The following is a 16,264-nucleotide window of genomic DNA, read 5'->3' as shown; positions in this document are numbered from 1 at the left end:
CAGCTATCAGCTATCAGCTATCAGCTATCAGCTATCAGCTATCAGCTATCAGCTATCAGCTATCAGCTATCAGCTATCAGCTATCAAAATTATGTAGGGCGTCATTTGTGGTGGCAAGAATTGATTCTAGGTTTTAGGGGCTAGGGGCTAGGGGCTAGGGGCTAGGGGCTAGGGGCTAGGGGCTAGGCGAAAATATAAGATATAGAGTTTCTTCTTTGAGTCATGTTTATTAAGAACAAAGCCCGAGAGTGCGAAGCTCTGAATTAAAAAGATATTATCTATTTGTCGTTTGCTACTTCTTCATCAAACCAAACATGTTCTTGCTCTCCACCCAGCATGAATCGATAACCAGGTGGCAAAGCTATATAAATAGCTACTTCAGGTCTATATTTTACAATATGAGTAAAGTGAACCGTTTTTAAACTCGAAATATCTCCATTATATTCGTCAGTGGTTAACCACCAACCGCTCATATGGTCCGGTGAAGGGTAACGAACTCCTTCTAAAGGCAGCCCCTCATATACACCGTCAGATATTACTACCATTTGCTCCTCGTCAACTGGTGTATATTGTGCACTATAGTGTTCACAACACTTCTGTTGAACTTCTAGCAGATGAGTTATTCCTTTCATCTTAAATTGGATACCACACAATTAATTAATCTATCGAGAATATCATCAAAGTTGAAAACAACAAAAAGCCCCCGCGAGTACGAAGCTTAGAATTCAAACTATGTCGTCAAATATTTAATAAAGACTCATCAAACCAAACATCAACATAATCTCCTGCGATTAAAAACCTATAACCCGGAGGTAGCGCAAGATACTTTTTGATATCAGGACACCACTCACCTAAATGAGCAACATGAAGAGGAACGAAAAAATCAGGTTCTTCAGAAAACTCTTCTCCCCCCCAAATGTACCAACCTGTTGTATCTCCTTCAGGGGAGTGTCTTAGTCCATTAATAGGAATAACCCCTTGCTTGACGTTACGAGAAATCCCAACTTTCATATCTTCGGGAGATGATACAAAGTCAGCATTAAATTCATTACAGACCAATCTTTGAGTTTTTGTAATTTCAGTCATTATAAATCATGCTCCTTTTACTGCGCTTCAAACACATGGGAGCAGGTTTTGCTTTTTGCCACTACCTCACCATGCCAGCAAGCGGTTCTTTTCATTGAGCAGCTTAGCCAGTCTTGAAAACAAACTCCAAGCCACCACAGCTAGAAAAAAAAGGCCCCGCTAGTGCAAACCTTAGGTCTGCGAGTGCGAGGCTTTTGTTGTGATTCAAAGTTAAACTAGATAGAAACTGATGCTGTTTATATAAATCACCAGCCCCTTTAACTATCTCGCAACAATTCTACTTTTTTTAGAACTTCGTCATTGGTATGACGGATAATGCCCTTAAGTGATTCAACATTATTTGCTCTTAAGGCACTAAAATACTCAATAGAGTGCCTAAGTTTACAAGCTGTATATTCGTCCTTTTTTAGCTTGTAAACAATTGATTCAAAGTCTTTATCTGGAATTTGTCCCAACAGAGATAATGCGACCATTCTAGTTTGCTCATCTCTATCGTTTAAAAACAAAATGAGTGCCTCTATATATCTATTATTCCAAAAAGCCCATAAAGCAGAACAAATGTTATACCTAACCGTGGCAAAGTGAGATCCAGCTAAACAAATAGCTAAATCCATGAGTTCCCTACCATAATCATTTCCTTCGTTTACAATATAGGTTCCCCAATACTGACAAGATTCAAATTGAGAATAGAACAGTGGCTTAATGTGATTGACAGAGGGCATTTTATCCCATAACAAATTTCCTAATTGCACAGAGCTTTTATCTTTGTCATGAAAAAGCTCCTCTATATCGCCACTTAAAAATGATTCTAATAATTCATCAAATGAACTGTCATTAGTTATATTTCTGCCCATAATTATATTAACTCTATTGGTTTAACTCATCTAACTGCTTTTGTTCAAACTCAACACGTGCCTCATGAGATTTATATTGATCTGATTGCTTACTTTGTCCAGCTTTCTTAAGACTATCTTGCTCTTTTCTTCGACTATTAATACTAGGAAATTCATGGGGTCAGGTCTTTCTTTTGCCACTACCTCGCCCATGGCATCAGAAAATAATTTAGCTTAACTCCAATGATTTTATTTAACTACTTATCGCCAATCATATGCATGAAAAATAAATGGGTAACCTTATAGTAGTCTTGTCTAGGTGCTAGGTGCTAGGTGCTAGGTGCTAGGTGCTAGGTGCTAGGTGCTACCAGCATAGTTTGACTTTTTATGAATGCGATAGATTTTATTCAGCGCACTTATCATCACTGACTCGTATGAAGCTAAGCTCTTCCTTAATCTGCTGCTTTAGAGAATCATTGGAGACTTTTTGCATATTAGTTCTAAGCATTTCTAGCGCGTAATCACCTTCAACAAGCAAAAGAGAGCTTAATGCAGAAGAGCCAACAAAGGTATTTTGATTGTTAATCAATAGCTCAATCAACATATCAACATCTTCACGTTCGCCTAATAACCCGAGCCCACTGATTGCAGAATCCTTTAAAACATTCTCATCCGAGTTAATCATTTCAATGATGTACTTACGAGCACGGCTTTTATTCACGTTAGCATCAAAGCATCTATTCTTAAGGTTTAACCTCCACGTTAAAGAAGATAAGCGAATTAAGTTGTCATTTAGCAAGTGCTTTTGACTAGTATTATTCCAAATATCATTCAAAACCGTATTGTATATTTCTGGATTAAACCCTCTACTAGACCAACCGATTGATATTGAGTTTGCAACAGAAAATACAGCAGCCCTATAACGTGTATCCCAGTAAGAACCAAGCTCTATATTTTGCACTGAGGTATCGGCTTTCAATATCGCTTTTTCCAAATCTGATTGCCACTGCCAACTAACATCATCAGCATACGTATGACATGTAACCACCAGTAGAAAACAAAGTAATAAGTAAGCTTTAAAGCTGTTCATAGAATAATAAACTCGTTTCTGAGGTATCAATCGGAGTAATAAATTCATCTTCATATTCTGGATAAAATTTATATACTTTATTCATCTATTACTCCATTAATAACAGCCTCGCGCTAAGGCACGACCTACAAGCAAGTGCTAACTTAGCACCTAGCTCCTAGAGCCTAGCTCCTATGACCTGACCACTAACATCTTTCCCCTAGAAACTCGCAACTAGCCACTAGCAACTCAAATCAACAATACTGCCCTGCTGCAAAGCCGCAGCTCCAGGCGTATTGAAAGTTGTAGCCGCCTAGCCAACCGGTGACGTCGGTGACTTCGCCGATGAAATAAAGACCCGGTGACTTTTTCGCTTCGAAGGTTTTTGAGCTTAACTCGTCGGTATCTACACCGCCAAGCGTTACTTCGGCTGTTCTGTAACCCTCGGTGCCGTTGGGTTTAATTTGCCAATTGTGAATGTAGTCATGTAATGCGTCGATTTGCGCATGGCTTAGTTGGTTTACATTGCAATCAGGGATCGCTTTCGTGTCGTGCAGCATTTCAACAAAGCGTTTTGGTAAAATTGTCGCAAGGGTATTTTTTAGTGACTTCTGCCCTTGGCTTTGACGCCACTGCTCAAGCTGCTGTTTTAAATCGAGCTCGGGTAACAAGTTGATGTACACAGTTTGCCCTGCACGCCAAAAAGAGCTGATTTGCAGAATCGCTGGGCCCGACAGGCCACGGTGAGTAAACAAGATGTTTTCTTTAAACTGGGTGCCATCTTCACTGGTTACCAGACAAGGAATGCTGATCCCCGATAATCCATCAAAGCGATCTTTATCATGCTGGTGCAACGTAAATGGCACTAATGCCGCCATGGTTGGTAGCACTGTTAACCCAAATTGCTCGGCAATTTTATAACCAATTGGTGATGCACCAAGTTTAGGCATGGTTAATCCGCCCGATGCGACAACTAACGACTCACATTGATAGCTGTCTTGCTCAGTAATAACTTCATAACCTGCATCGGTTTTTGTCACGCTGAGTACTTCGTTACGCAGCGCTATGTTAACACCCGCCCACTCACACTCAGTTAAAAGAATATCGACGATATCTTGTGCACTGTTATCACAAAATAACTGGCCCAGCGTTTTATGGTGATAGGCCAAGCCATGACGGTCCACCAGCTCTATAAAGTCATGCTGGGTATAACGACTTAGACACGATTTTACAAAGTGAGGGTTACCACACAAGTAGTTGTCTGGGCTTGCGTTTTCATTGGTGAAGTTACAACGCCCGCCGCCGCTGATTAATATTTTACGGCCCGGCTTTTTGCCCATATCAAGCACAGTAACATTGCGACCACGGTAGCCTGCTTGTGCAGCACACATCAAACCTGCGGCACCGGCGCCAATCACAATTACATCTACTTGGGTCATTACTCATACTCACTAAAAAAATTTAGCTGATTATAACAAGTTATTGTCGCTGCTGTGTTAACACTGAGGTGTTTTTACAAAAAAGATAAAACCAAAAAACGAAATAAAGTAAAAACTCAAAACCACAAAATTATAACTTTATTATGAGAAAACTACTAAAAAGCACCATAAAAAGACTATTTTAGACGTCTATACATTTAGTTATAACCAAAATAGAGACAACCATAATAAAACGATATTTTAACTAAATTTACATTTATTTTACCTTTGTCCCCCTTCGCGAAAAATATCGTGGAGATTTACATAACAATCTAGGGATCATTATGACAACTAACAACAACTTGAAGAAGTGCGCAATTGCACTGAGCTTGACTGCGTTGTTTGGGACGACGGCAGCAATGGCTACTCCAAACCAACTAATGTCACCATCTATGCAGGAAACTGCAGCGAAATTACAAGGCCAAGAAGGCTTTGGTACACAATTCATCATCAAGTATAAAAACAACAGTGATGAAATGATGACGATGTCGGCAGCAGAACAAACGCCGACTATGATGAACAAAAAAGCAAAAGGCTTTGTTAAAAACTTCACCAGCAAAAAAGGTAAAGTAAAAGCGCAATACGTTCGTGCAATGGCGATGAGTAATCACCACGTTATGCGTGCTGATAAAAAACTTTCAGCTCAAGAAGCACAAGAATTCATGCAAGAGATGGTTGCATCAGGTAACGTTGAATACATCGAAATCGACCAAATGTTAAAGCCATTTGCAACGCCTAACGACCCACGTTATGACGACCAATGGCACTACTACGAGCAAGCGGGTGGTCTTAACCTTCCTACGGCTTGGGATACAGCAACGGGTAGCGGTGTCGTTGTTGCGGTACTTGATACAGGTTACCGTCCGCATGTTGATTTAAATGCCAACATCCTTCAAGGCTATGACATGATCTCTAATGTGTCTGTAGCTAACGATGGGGGTGGTCGTGATAGCGATGCACGCGATCCAGGTGATGCAATCAGCGCTAACGAATGTGGTTACACACATGGTGCGCAAAACTCAAGCTGGCACGGTACGCACGTTGCGGGTACTGTTGCAGCAGTGACTAACAACGGTGAAGGTGTTGCCGGTGTTGCTTACAACTCAAAAGTTGTTCCTGTACGTGTACTTGGTAAATGTGGTGGTTTAACTTCTGATATCGCTGACGGTATTATCTGGGCTTCAGGTGGTTCAGTTTCTGGCGTACCTACAAATGCTAACCCTGCTGATGTTATTAACATGAGTTTAGGTGGTAGCGGTTCATGTAGCTCTACAACACAAAACGCTATCAACCAAGCGCGTAACAACGGCTCTGTAATCGTAATCGCTGCGGGTAACGATAACGATAACTCTGCAAACTACAACCCAGGTAACTGTAATGGCGTTGTAAACGTTGCATCTGTTGGTCGTAACGGTGGTCGTGCTTATTACTCAAACTACGGTAGCAACATTGATGTTGCAGCACCGGGTGGCGCGCAAAGCTTTGCGAATGATTCTGAAGGTGTGTTATCAACACACAACTCAGGCTCTACAAGCCCAAGCAGCGATTCATATCACTACTCGCAAGGTACGTCGATGGCAGCACCACATGTTGCGGGTGTAGCAGCGCTAATCAAGCAAGCTAAACCATCTGCAACGCCAGATGAAATCGAAAGCATCTTAAAATCAACAACTCGTTCTTTCCCAGCAACATGTACAAGCTGTGGTACAGGTATTGTTGATGCAGCAGCCGCTGTGGCAGCAGCATCAGGCACAACACCGCCACCACCAACAGGTAATGTGTTAGAAGATGGCCAAGCACTAACAGGTTTAAGTGGCTCTGCTAGCAGCCAAACTTTCTACACAATGGAAGTGCCAACAGGTGCGACTAACGTAACCTTCACAATGAGTGGCGGTACAGGTGATGCTGACCTTTACGTTCGTGCAGGTAGCGCACCAACAACGTCAACCTATGATTGTCGCCCGTATAAAGGCGGTAACAACGAAGTATGTTCTATCGATAACCCAACAGCAGGCACTTACCATGTAATGCTCAATGGTTACTCTGCATACTCAGGTGTTAGCCTTGTGGGTGATTTAACAACTTCTGGCGGTGGTTCAGGCTCAGGTTCACCACAAGCAGGTGGCGGCACAGTGACTGATATCTCTGCAAGTGCAGGTCAATGGAAACATTACACACTAGAAGTACCAGCAGGTATGGCAAGCTTCACAGTAACAACGTCTGGTGGTTCAGGTGATGCTGACTTATTCGTTAAGTTTGGTAGCCAACCAACGTCATCTAGCTATGACTGTCGTCCGTACAAAAACGGTAACGCAGAAACATGTACATTCAGTAATCCACAAGCAGGTACGTGGCACTTAAGCTTAAATGCTTACCGTACTTTCTCTGGTGTAACATTGGATGCACAGTATCAACCTTAATAGTTGATCTCCCCAGTATCCCCCTGGGACTTTTCAGCCGGACTTACGTCCGGCTTTTTTGTACTTATATCAATAAAACGAATTGCTCTTAAAGCTTTTCAAGCACAGCTTCAGCGCGGCTTACTACAAACTCTTTGTCTTGTTCAACAAAAAGCCCTGTTACCGTTTGGTTTTCAACGATCATCGCATAACGCTTTGAACGGATTCCACCAAAACTCGCAGTGTCTTTATCTAGACCAAGTGCTTTAGTAAAGCTTGCATCACCATCAGCTAACATACGAATATGCTCAGCGTTATGAGCTTCACCCCATGCTTTCATTACAAATGCATCGTTCACCGATACGCAGTAAATTACATCAACGCCTTTAGCGGTAATTTTATCGGCTAGCGTAATAAACTCAGGTAGGTGAGCGTTTGAACAGGTTGGCGTAAATGCACCAGGCACCGCAAATAGCACCACTTTTTTATCTGCAAATAATGCCTCTGTTGAATGCGTTTGCATTCCTTCGCTCGTTAGTTCTGTTAGGTTTGTTGTTGGTAAAGTTTGGCCTTGTTCGATCATCGTGATTCCTTGAAAGAAAATAAGAGTACAGAGTATATACCCAAAAAATTGAATACCGCATGATTTAAGGGCAAACAATGCAAACCATTGCTCGCCCCTTGAAGAGTTATAAACCTAAGCTGGTTTTAATGGTGTGCATTTGCTCTTGTAGGCGGTGCTGAATATCACTAACCAGTGAGTTTGACTCACTTACCTGCCCTTTCATGCTCTGCATTGATTGGCTAAAGTTTTCGAGTAAGGCATTTTGCTGTTTAGCAAGCTCCATAGCATCAAACGCTACCTTGTTAGCATCTTGCGCGTTATCGGCAACGCCTTCTGAATTACGTTTAAGCTCTTGAGCATTTTGTGTTTGTAGCTCGGCATCGGTAGCCAGTGCACTAATTTGCTCTGATACCATGGTTGAGTTTTCACTTAGGCGGTTTAGCTGATTGTTGATATCATCAAGCGAGCCTTGTGTTTGTCTGGCAAGCTTTCGTACTTCGTCGGCGACAACCGCAAAGCCTCGACCATGCTCACCTGCCCGCGCTGATTCAATAGCCGCATTCAATGCCAGTAGATTTGTTTGCTCAGCAATGTTTTTGATCACCTCAATAACTTGGCCAACATCATCAACGCCTTTTAATAGCTCTTTTAAGCTAGCTAGACCTTGCTCAACGCGCTCTTCAGTGCGAGAGCTTGCGGTTAACATGCTGTCGGCAAAGCCTAAGCTCTGCTCCATCGCACCAAAGGTTTGTTTGGCGTTATCAGCAACTTGACCATTAATGTTATTGACCTGCTCACCAATGTGTTGAATATCAGTAAGTAAACCTTGGTTTTGTTCAACCTGAGAGTGGCTGGCATCCGTTTGCTGAGCAATGGTATGTAAGTGCTCGCTCATCTCTAGCATAAAGTCATTAATAACCTTAAGCATTTGTGCTCGCTCTTCTGCCTCACCACGCTGGCGTTCAATCAATTGATTAAAGTAATGAGCAATTTCACCAACTTCGGTTTTCGGGTTTTTACTCTCAATGTTTTTAAGCTCATTACTTTCAATCAAGAAGGCAAAGCCATCACGCAATTGGCGCAAAGGGTTAAGCACTTGGTTACGCTGTACGAAATACACCCCCGCCGCTAAAACCACCAGCATGCCAATGGCTACACAAAACACGATAAACACTTGTTGCTTAAGCTCGCTTTGTTCATCTTTTAGTTTTTGCTCTGCACCAAGTACCGTTGCTGAAAGCGCGCCGATTTGTTTACGCAGTGCTTGCATGCCAGTTTGTCGTTGCTCAGCTTGCTCAAGTGTTGATGCTAAATCACGAGGGAAACGTTTAGGCCAGCTTGTTAACTCAGCTTTAATATCACCGGCTAAATCTTCTGCTTCTTCACCAAAAAATAAAGCGTCTTCATCCACTTCACTCATTACACCTAGGTTTTCGAGTCTGTCGATTTTAGTAGCAAGGGCATTTAAGTTTTCAACACTTTGATTAAGGCTGTTTTTAGTGTCTTGATCAAAGTTGATCACTAACTTGTAAGTATATAAAGCAAGTGATGTCACTTCGCTGTAGTAGTCAGCAGCAAGTTGATAATATTCAAGCGCAAGCGCTGTTTGCGGCTCGGCTTTACTTGCATAGCCAATTAATGATGAGGCAGAGCCTGCCATTTGTCTTAACGAGTTATCGAGCAGTGCCATTTCGTTACCCGATAGCTTACCTAAAGCGCGATACTTACCGTTAATGTCTTTATCGAGGGCTGTCAGTTGGCTATTTAGTTGACCCGCTAAATCATTTGGTAGCTCAGCTAAATGCTGCTTTTTAACATCACTTATCAGCGTTGAGGCTTTATTTAAGTGTTGGCTGTCACCTTGCTCTAAATAATCATCAAGGTAACTTTTTAAATCAATAATGATGGTGTTTTTCAGCTTATTATAAGCGTTATCTTGCTGCTCTAAGCCGAGTAAGGTTTGACTAGCCCAGAACAGGGTGGCTGCCAGTAAGATACTGGCGAGTGTGAGTAAAACGGCCAATAGCCGAGTAAATGATGACACGCGCATAAACGATATTCCCAAGTAACGTTACGCGCGTAGAATATTAACCTTTTATGACAATTTGATGTAAACCATAAAAAATAACAGGTAAAAGCGATAGCAACTAACCCAAAAGGGTTAAATAAATACCAATTCGCTTAATATTGCGGATGGTATCAGACCATTGCAGCTTTTACGTATACATCAAAGCGGTTCTTCTTGGTTTTGATTTGCATACTCGGGGGTTTGTCATTTAGAAATGGGGCGTAGTCAGGGCGCTTTACAACGACTCGCTTACTAGCAAGCGGATAAGCAAATTCTAATAGATCATCGGCATCGCTATCTCCGCCAACAAGCTCTTGGAATACTCGCATTTCTTTTTTAACTAGGGCTGATTTTTCACGATGAGGAAACATAGGATCTAAGTACACAACATCAGGAGTATCACTACACTGCGCCAGTAAAGTATGGCTTGAGCCAAACACTAGGCTCATGTTTTCTTTCATCCAAGGGCCGATTTCTGCATCGTTATAGGCGCGTTCTAGGCCGTCAAATAATAACGCAGCAACTACAGGGTGGCGTTCATGCAAAATCACTTTACAGCCTAGTGATGCCAGTACAAAGCCATCGCGGCCAAGGCCTGCAGTGGCATCAAGCACCACTGGCGTGGCACCTTTGTTTAACCCTACAGCCTTAGCTATTGCCTGCCCTTTACCACCACCAAACTTGCGTCGATGAGCTGCAGCACCAGTTACAAAATCAACATGGATAGCACCAAGCTTTGGCTCGTCCTTTTTTTTCAAGCTCAAGCCTTGATCGTCATAATGAAGCGAAAAGCCAGCATTTTGCTCAGCCCACTTAGCCAAACCAAAACGCTGTTCAATCGCATCTAAATAAGGACGCATTTCTTTAAAAGGACAATGAATTACCACGCAAAACTCCGAGCTATATTATTCGCCGCCAGTATAGCATGGCTTAAAATAGCTCGATATCCGTTTGTGAGGTCACATCTTCGGTCTCACTCGGCTCAGCCATTTTTTGTAAGCTAGCTAAAAGCTCACTACGCGATTCGATAATGTGCTTTAGCTGAAACTTTATAAACGATAAGTCTTCATTGAGTGAGGTAAAAATCAGCTGAGTTTGCTTTAATTGCTGCAAGTGAAATGCGACTTCGTCGCTTCCCGATAAACCACTTTGCTCAATAGACTTATTTAGCTCATCAAGTTGGGCGGCAAATTTCTCTACAGCATGTTCGCGCGAATCACTGTTTTGGTACATTTGATCAGATAGCTCATTAAACGAGTTACCAATTTGCTGCGCCTGAGTCAGTGCCCGCTCATTGTTTTCCATATCTTGTACTTTGGCGTTAGTCACTTCAAGAATATGCGGGAATAGATCTTTATAACGGCCATAAAGCTGGGCATCATCTAGTGGCATGTTTTTGATCAGCATCGACACTTTAGGGTAATTAATAATAGTGCGATGGCTAAAATCAACAAAGCGATTTGCATCACGGTGTTTTTCGAGTAGCTCTTGCTCAAGTGGACACACCCCACCCTCAGCACTACAAAATACGCCAACATCTTGATACCAAAACGCCAGTACGACATCGAGCTCCATCGGATTAAAAAACTCAAACATATGCTCAGATAACGCTTTGATATCGTGTGCATGATAGCTTTGCCCAACGTAACGCATAATGCGACCCATATCACCTGAGTCTGTCATCGCGATTTCGGCAGTGATTTGCGCTCGCTCTACATCACTTTTAAGCTTTTTAGAGTGCTGACGATATTGATATAACACGCGAATACGTGCCATGAGTTCTTCAGCATTAAATGGTTTTACAATGTAGTCAGCAGCACCTGCGTTATAACCTTTTACACGGTCTGGTAGGTCAGCTTTACCCGATAAAAACATCACAGGCGTGTCTTTTGTTTGCGGGTTAGCTTTTAATTCGTTACATACCTCAAAGCCCGTTTTACCCGGCATTTCGATATCTAGTAAGATGATATCAGGGTTGTACTTTAACGCCTGTCTTAATCCTTCGTCGCCATTTTTAGCATGGATCAGTGTGCAAAAGCCCGATAGCGATTCCTCAATCACATGATGGATATATTTATCATCATCAATGGCTAATACAAGTTTTGACATGCTTAATTCCTATAAACTCTTTTTTAAGAAGGATAGTACGAGAGCGTGATTTTGCGAAGAAATATTAATAAAAAAAGCGCCTTACGGCGCTTTAGATCAACAAACTTTATTATGCAGCAATGCCGCTGTGCCTAAGTAGTGCATCAACTTGTGGTTCGCGTCCACGGAACTTTTTAAATAGCTCCATTGGCTCTTCACTGCCACCTTTTTCTAAAATGTTCTTTAAGAACGCTTCGCCCGTTGCTGGGTTAAAGATGCCTTCTTCTTCAAATTTAGAAAACGCATCAGCCGAAAGTACTTCAGCCCACTTGTAAGAGTAATAACCTGCGCTGTAACCGCCTGCAAAAATATGGCTAAAGCCATGTTGAAAGCGGTTAAATGCTGGCGCTTTAACAACGGCCGTTTTACTGCGCACCTCGTCAAGTGTTGCTTGAATGTTACATGGCTCACCCGCTTTGTAAGTATGGTGAATAGTAAAGTCAAACAGCGAGAACTCAAGCTGACGCAGCATTTGCATACCTGATTGAAAGTTCTTCGCAGCTAGGAGTTTATCTAATAACTCTTTTGGTAACGGCTCATCTGTTTCGTAATGGCCCGAAATAAAGCTTAAGGCTTCTTCTTCGTAGCACCAGTTTTCAAGGAACTGACTTGGTAACTCAACCGCATCCCATGCAACACCGTTAATACCTGCAACTGGCGCAGCATCAACTTGTGTCAACATATGGTGAATACCATGACCAAACTCATGGAATAAAGTAGTCACTTCGTTATGCGTAAACAAAGCAGGCTTATCACCCACAGCTTTATTAAAGTTACACACTAAGTACGCAACGGGGGTTTGTAATTCGCCGTTAGCACGTACTTTACGACCCATGCAGTCATCCATCCACGCGCCGCCACGCTTGCGATCACGGGCGTATAAATCTAGATAAAAACGACCACGTAAGGTATTGCTACTATCGTAAATTTCGAAAAAACGTACATCAGGGTGGTAAGTATCAAACTCTGTGACTTCTTTAACACTAATACCAAATAAACGATTAACTGTAGTGAATAAGCCACTTAAAACTTTATTGGCAGGGAAATATGGGCGCAGTACTTCATCAGAAATCGCGTACTTTTCTTGCTTAAGTTTTTCGCCGTAGTAAGCGTAGTCCCATGCAGCAAGTTCCGTCACACCGTGCTTGTCTTTTGCATAAGCTGTTAGCTCAGCAAGCTCTTGCTCAGCTTGCGGTTTAGACTTAGCCGCTAAATCTTCTAAGAATGAGAAAACTTGCTCAGGCGTTTCTGCCATTTTAGTTGCCAGTGACATGTCAGCGTAGCTGCTAAAGCCAAGTAACTCGGCAAGCTCATGACGCAGTGCAAGCTCTTCGCTCATAATGGCAGAGTTATCAAATTCACCGGCATTAGGGCCTTGATCAGAGGCACGGGTCACAAACGCAGTGTAAAACTCTTCACGTAACTCGCGGTTATCAGCATAAGTCATGATTGGTAAGTAAGATGGAAAATCTAACGTAAACACCCAACCATCTAGCTCTTTGCTTTTAGCTGTATCTGCACCAAGGGCTAACGCAGACTCTGGTAAGCCAGCCAGTTCGCTTTCATCAGTAATATGCTTTTGCCAAGCGAGTGTGGCATCCATTACATTATTACCAAACTTAGAGGCCAGCTCAGATAAACGCGCACTGATTTCGCCATAACGCTTTTGTTGCTCAGGCTTTAAAGCAATACCTGAGAGCTCAAAATCACGCAGTGCATTAGTAATGGTTTTTTGCTGGGCAATCGTTAGTGTTTTAAATTCGTCACTGTTGTGAAGCTCGTTGTAAGCATCGTATAAACCTTGATGCTGACCAACAAACGTTGAATACTCAGATAACAACGGCAAACATTGCTCATAGGCTTCACGTAGCTCGTCGTTATTAACGACAGAATTCATATGTGATACCGGTGAAAATAAGCGTGATAACTTGTCATCAGCTTCTTCAAGCGGAAGCACCAAATCATTCCATGTGTATGATTTAGTTGCCAGTACCTCATCTATTTTGGTACGACACTCAGCAATCGCTGCTTTTAATGCTGGCACTACGTGTGCTGGTTTAATTTTAGAAAACGGCGGAAGCCCTTCTAAACCAATGAGTGGGTTATTTTCTGCAATTGTCATTTTCGTTCTCAAATTTTATGCGAAGATGATTTTGAAGTTGGGGCGAATTGATGAAATACAAGGGGCTTAACCTTGGTCTTTATTATGCTATTATCAACTTATTACTAAATCGATTAATTAATAAAGAATTATCTATTTTTGAGGACAAACTATGGCTCAGCATTTTGATTACATTGCAATTGGTGGTGGTAGTGGCGGTATTGCCTCTGCAAACCGTGCAGCAATGCGTGGCGCAAAAGTCGCTCTTATTGAAGCAAAACACATGGGTGGCACCTGTGTAAACGTGGGTTGTGTTCCAAAGAAAGTAATGTGGCACGGCGCACAAATCGCTGAAGCAATTAACGCATATGCACCTGACTACGGCTTTGATGTTGAATTAAAAAGCTTCAGCTGGGCTAAATTAGTTGAAAGCCGCGAAGCTTACATTGGCCGTATTCACCAAGGTTACAACAAGTACTTATCTAGCAATGGTGTAACTGTAATCAATGGCTTTGCTAAGTTTGTTGATAACAAAACAGTTGAAGTAAACGGTGAGCTATACACAGCAGACCATATCCTTGTTGCTGTTGGTGGTCGCCCTACTATTCCTAACATCCCAGGCGCTGAGCTTGGTATTGATTCAAATGGCTTCTTTGAGCTAGACGCACAGCCTAAGCGTGTTGCTGTGGTTGGTGCTGGTTACATTGCCGTTGAAATCGCCGGTGTACTTCATAGCCTTGGTACAGAAACACACCTGTTTGTTCGTAAAAACAAACCACTACGTACTTTTGACCCATACATTGTTGATACGCTTGTCGATATTATGGCAAAAGAAGGCCCGACTCTTCACACTGAGTGCACACCAAAAGAAGTGGTTAAAGAAAGCGATGGTAGCTTAACAATTCACTTTGAAAATGGTCACAGCCAAAACGTTGATGAAGTTATTTGGGCAATTGGCCGTACACCTACAACTGACAAGATCAACCTTGCTGCGGCAGGTGTTGAAGTAACTGAAGGCGGTTACGTTAAAGTAGACGAATTCCAAAACACCACAGCTGAAAACGTATACGCAGTTGGCGATATCATCGAAAACGGTATTGAACTTACGCCAGTAGCCGTTAAAGCGGGTCGTACTCTATCAGAGCGTTTATTCAATAAAGAATTACCTGATGATTTAAAAATGGATTACGAGCTAGTACCTACAGTGGTATTCAGCCATCCACCAATCGGCACAATTGGTTTAACAGAGCAGCAAGCAATTGATCAATACGGCAGCGATAACGTTAAAGTATATAAATCAAGCTTTGCAGCAATGTACACAGCGGTTACTCAGCACCGTCAAGCATGTAACATGATGCTAGTGTGTGCTGGCGAAGACGAAAAAGTTGTTGGCTTACACGGTATTGGCTTTACCGTTGATGAAATGATCCAAGGCTTTGCTGTTGCAATGAAGATGGGCGCAACCAAAGCAGACTTTGATGCTGTTGTGGCAATTCACCCAACTGGCTCTGAAGAGTTTGTAACAATGAGATAAACTAGCTTTGCGAGTTGCGAGTTGCGAGTTGCGAGTTGCGAGTTGCGAGTTGCGAGTCTATTTTAAAACCTTGTGGTACTGCCACAAGGTTTTTTTATGCTTAAAGCTGGCACAAACCTTGTAACTGTTAATAAAGTAACCAGTTATAGCAAGAATTTGTCCTTGTTTACTGTGTAATTAAGCAACTTTTACGCAGTACTCAAGGCATTTTTACAAGGAGGCACTGTGTCTAAGTCTGCAATTTTATATCGCATGGTGACCGATGAGCATATTTGCCCATTCGGTTTAAAATCAAAAGATTTATTAGAGCGTCATGGCTACGATGTTGATGATCGTCATTTAACCAGCCGTGAGCAAACTGACGAATTCAAACAGCAGCATGATGTAAAAACCACACCACAAACCTTTATCAATGATAAACGCATTGGTGGTTACGATGATTTGCGCGACTTTTTTAATCTGCCTGAGGCTGGCCAACAAGGCACCAGTTACACGCCTGTTTTAGCGATTTTTGCAATGGCCATGCTACTAAGCTGTGGTTTTACTTATGCCAGCGGTGAGACTTTATTTTCCATGCAGAACCTAATGCTGTTCGTTGCATTATCAATGGCGGTATTAGCGATACAAAAGCTGCAAGATTTATTCAGCTTTTCTAACTCATTTATTACCTATGACCTATTGGCCATGCGTGTCGTGCCCTACGCCTATGTTTATCCATTTATCGAGGCGTATGTAGCGATAGGTATGGTGGCTAAATTACCCGCCTTAGCTGTTGCACCATTTTCATTATTTATTGGTGGTATAGGTGCGGTATCGGTTATTAAGGCTGTGTATATCGATAAACGAGAGCTGAAATGCGCCTGTGTTGGTGGCGACAGTAATGTGCCGCTCGGCTTTATCTCTCTGAGTGAAAACTTATTTATGATTGCCGCAGGTATATGGATGCTATTTAGCTAATACAAAAACGCGAGGGATTACCCTCG

General features: G+C 42.2%; 13 protein-coding genes. 3 read left to right on the top strand and 10 right to left on the bottom strand.

The annotated features are described in order from the left end of the window. Nucleotides 1-278: 278 nt before the first annotated feature. The 5 genes from AN394_RS09840 to AN394_RS09820 all read right to left on the bottom strand — a co-directional run bounded on the left by AN394_RS09840 (nt 279) and on the right by AN394_RS09820 (nt 4,427). Entirely contained in the window at nt 279-632 is a 354-nt protein-coding gene (locus AN394_RS09840) for a hypothetical protein (RefSeq protein WP_055021400.1), read from the bottom strand. Nucleotides 633-738: 106 nt separating this feature from the next. Further along, on the bottom strand, nt 739-1,086 hold the full coding sequence (locus AN394_RS09835; protein WP_055021399.1) for a hypothetical protein: 348 nt from the start codon (nt 1,084-1,086) through the stop codon (nt 739-741). A 257-nt stretch (nt 1,087-1,343) separates the two neighbouring features. Continuing rightward, a complete protein-coding gene (locus tag AN394_RS09830; protein ID WP_055021398.1) occupies nt 1,344-1,940 on the bottom strand; it encodes a HEAT repeat domain-containing protein in 597 nt (198 codons plus the stop codon). A 382-nt stretch (nt 1,941-2,322) separates the two neighbouring features. Then, nucleotides 2,323-3,009: a hypothetical protein gene (locus AN394_RS09825; protein ID WP_055021397.1), complete on the bottom strand. Its 687-nt coding sequence runs from the start codon at nt 3,007-3,009 to the stop codon at nt 2,323-2,325. A 233-nt stretch (nt 3,010-3,242) separates the two neighbouring features. Continuing rightward, on the bottom strand, nt 3,243-4,427 hold the full coding sequence (locus AN394_RS09820) for an NAD(P)/FAD-dependent oxidoreductase (protein ID WP_054563381.1): 1,185 nt from the start codon (nt 4,425-4,427) through the stop codon (nt 3,243-3,245). A gap of 323 nt (nt 4,428-4,750) precedes the next feature. Here AN394_RS09820 and AN394_RS09815 point away from each other — a divergent pair, with 323 nt between their 5' ends. After that, nucleotides 4,751-6,886 carry a S8 family peptidase gene (locus tag AN394_RS09815; protein WP_055021396.1) on the top strand — a complete coding sequence of 712 codons (2,136 nt, stop codon included), beginning with the start codon at nt 4,751-4,753 and terminating at the stop codon, nt 6,884-6,886. A gap of 88 nt (nt 6,887-6,974) precedes the next feature. Here AN394_RS09815 and AN394_RS09810 read toward each other — a convergent pair whose 3' ends face one another. The 5 genes from AN394_RS09810 to prlC all read right to left on the bottom strand — a co-directional run bounded on the left by AN394_RS09810 (nt 6,975) and on the right by prlC (nt 13,768). After that, entirely contained in the window at nt 6,975-7,448 is a 474-nt protein-coding gene (locus AN394_RS09810; RefSeq protein ID WP_055021395.1) for a peroxiredoxin, read from the bottom strand. Between the two features lie 106 nt (nt 7,449-7,554). Then, nucleotides 7,555-9,480, bottom strand: a complete 1,926-nt coding sequence (locus tag AN394_RS09805) for a methyl-accepting chemotaxis protein (RefSeq protein WP_055021394.1) — start codon at nt 9,478-9,480, stop codon at nt 7,555-7,557. Between the two features lie 149 nt (nt 9,481-9,629). Beyond that, the gene (locus tag AN394_RS09800) at nt 9,630-10,385 is read right to left on the bottom strand and encodes a class I SAM-dependent methyltransferase (protein WP_055021393.1); all 756 of its coding nucleotides are present in this window, start codon (nt 10,383-10,385) and stop codon (nt 9,630-9,632) included. Nucleotides 10,386-10,428: 43 nt separating this feature from the next. Continuing rightward, the gene (locus AN394_RS09795; RefSeq protein WP_054563364.1) at nt 10,429-11,607 is read right to left on the bottom strand and encodes a two-component system response regulator; all 1,179 of its coding nucleotides are present in this window, start codon (nt 11,605-11,607) and stop codon (nt 10,429-10,431) included. Between the two features lie 109 nt (nt 11,608-11,716). Further along, nucleotides 11,717-13,768 (bottom strand): oligopeptidase A, encoded by a 2,052-nt coding sequence (gene prlC / locus AN394_RS09790; RefSeq protein ID WP_055021392.1) that lies wholly within the window; start codon nt 13,766-13,768, stop codon nt 11,717-11,719. Nucleotides 13,769-13,919: 151 nt separating this feature from the next. On the opposite strand from prlC, the gene gorA reads away from it, so the two are divergent. Next, complete coding sequence (gene gorA / locus AN394_RS09785; protein WP_054563362.1) at nt 13,920-15,281, top strand: glutathione-disulfide reductase; 1,362 nt, start codon at nt 13,920-13,922, stop codon at nt 15,279-15,281. Nucleotides 15,282-15,506: 225 nt separating this feature from the next. Continuing rightward, on the top strand, nt 15,507-16,238 hold the full coding sequence (locus AN394_RS09780; RefSeq protein ID WP_054563361.1) for a glutaredoxin family protein: 732 nt from the start codon (nt 15,507-15,509) through the stop codon (nt 16,236-16,238). Nucleotides 16,239-16,264: the final 26 nt, after the last annotated feature.

The organism is Pseudoalteromonas sp. P1-26 (assembly GCF_001401795.1).
Lineage (GTDB): Bacteria > Pseudomonadota > Gammaproteobacteria > Enterobacterales > Alteromonadaceae > Pseudoalteromonas.
This window is presented reverse-complemented; position numbering and strand designations above follow the sequence as displayed.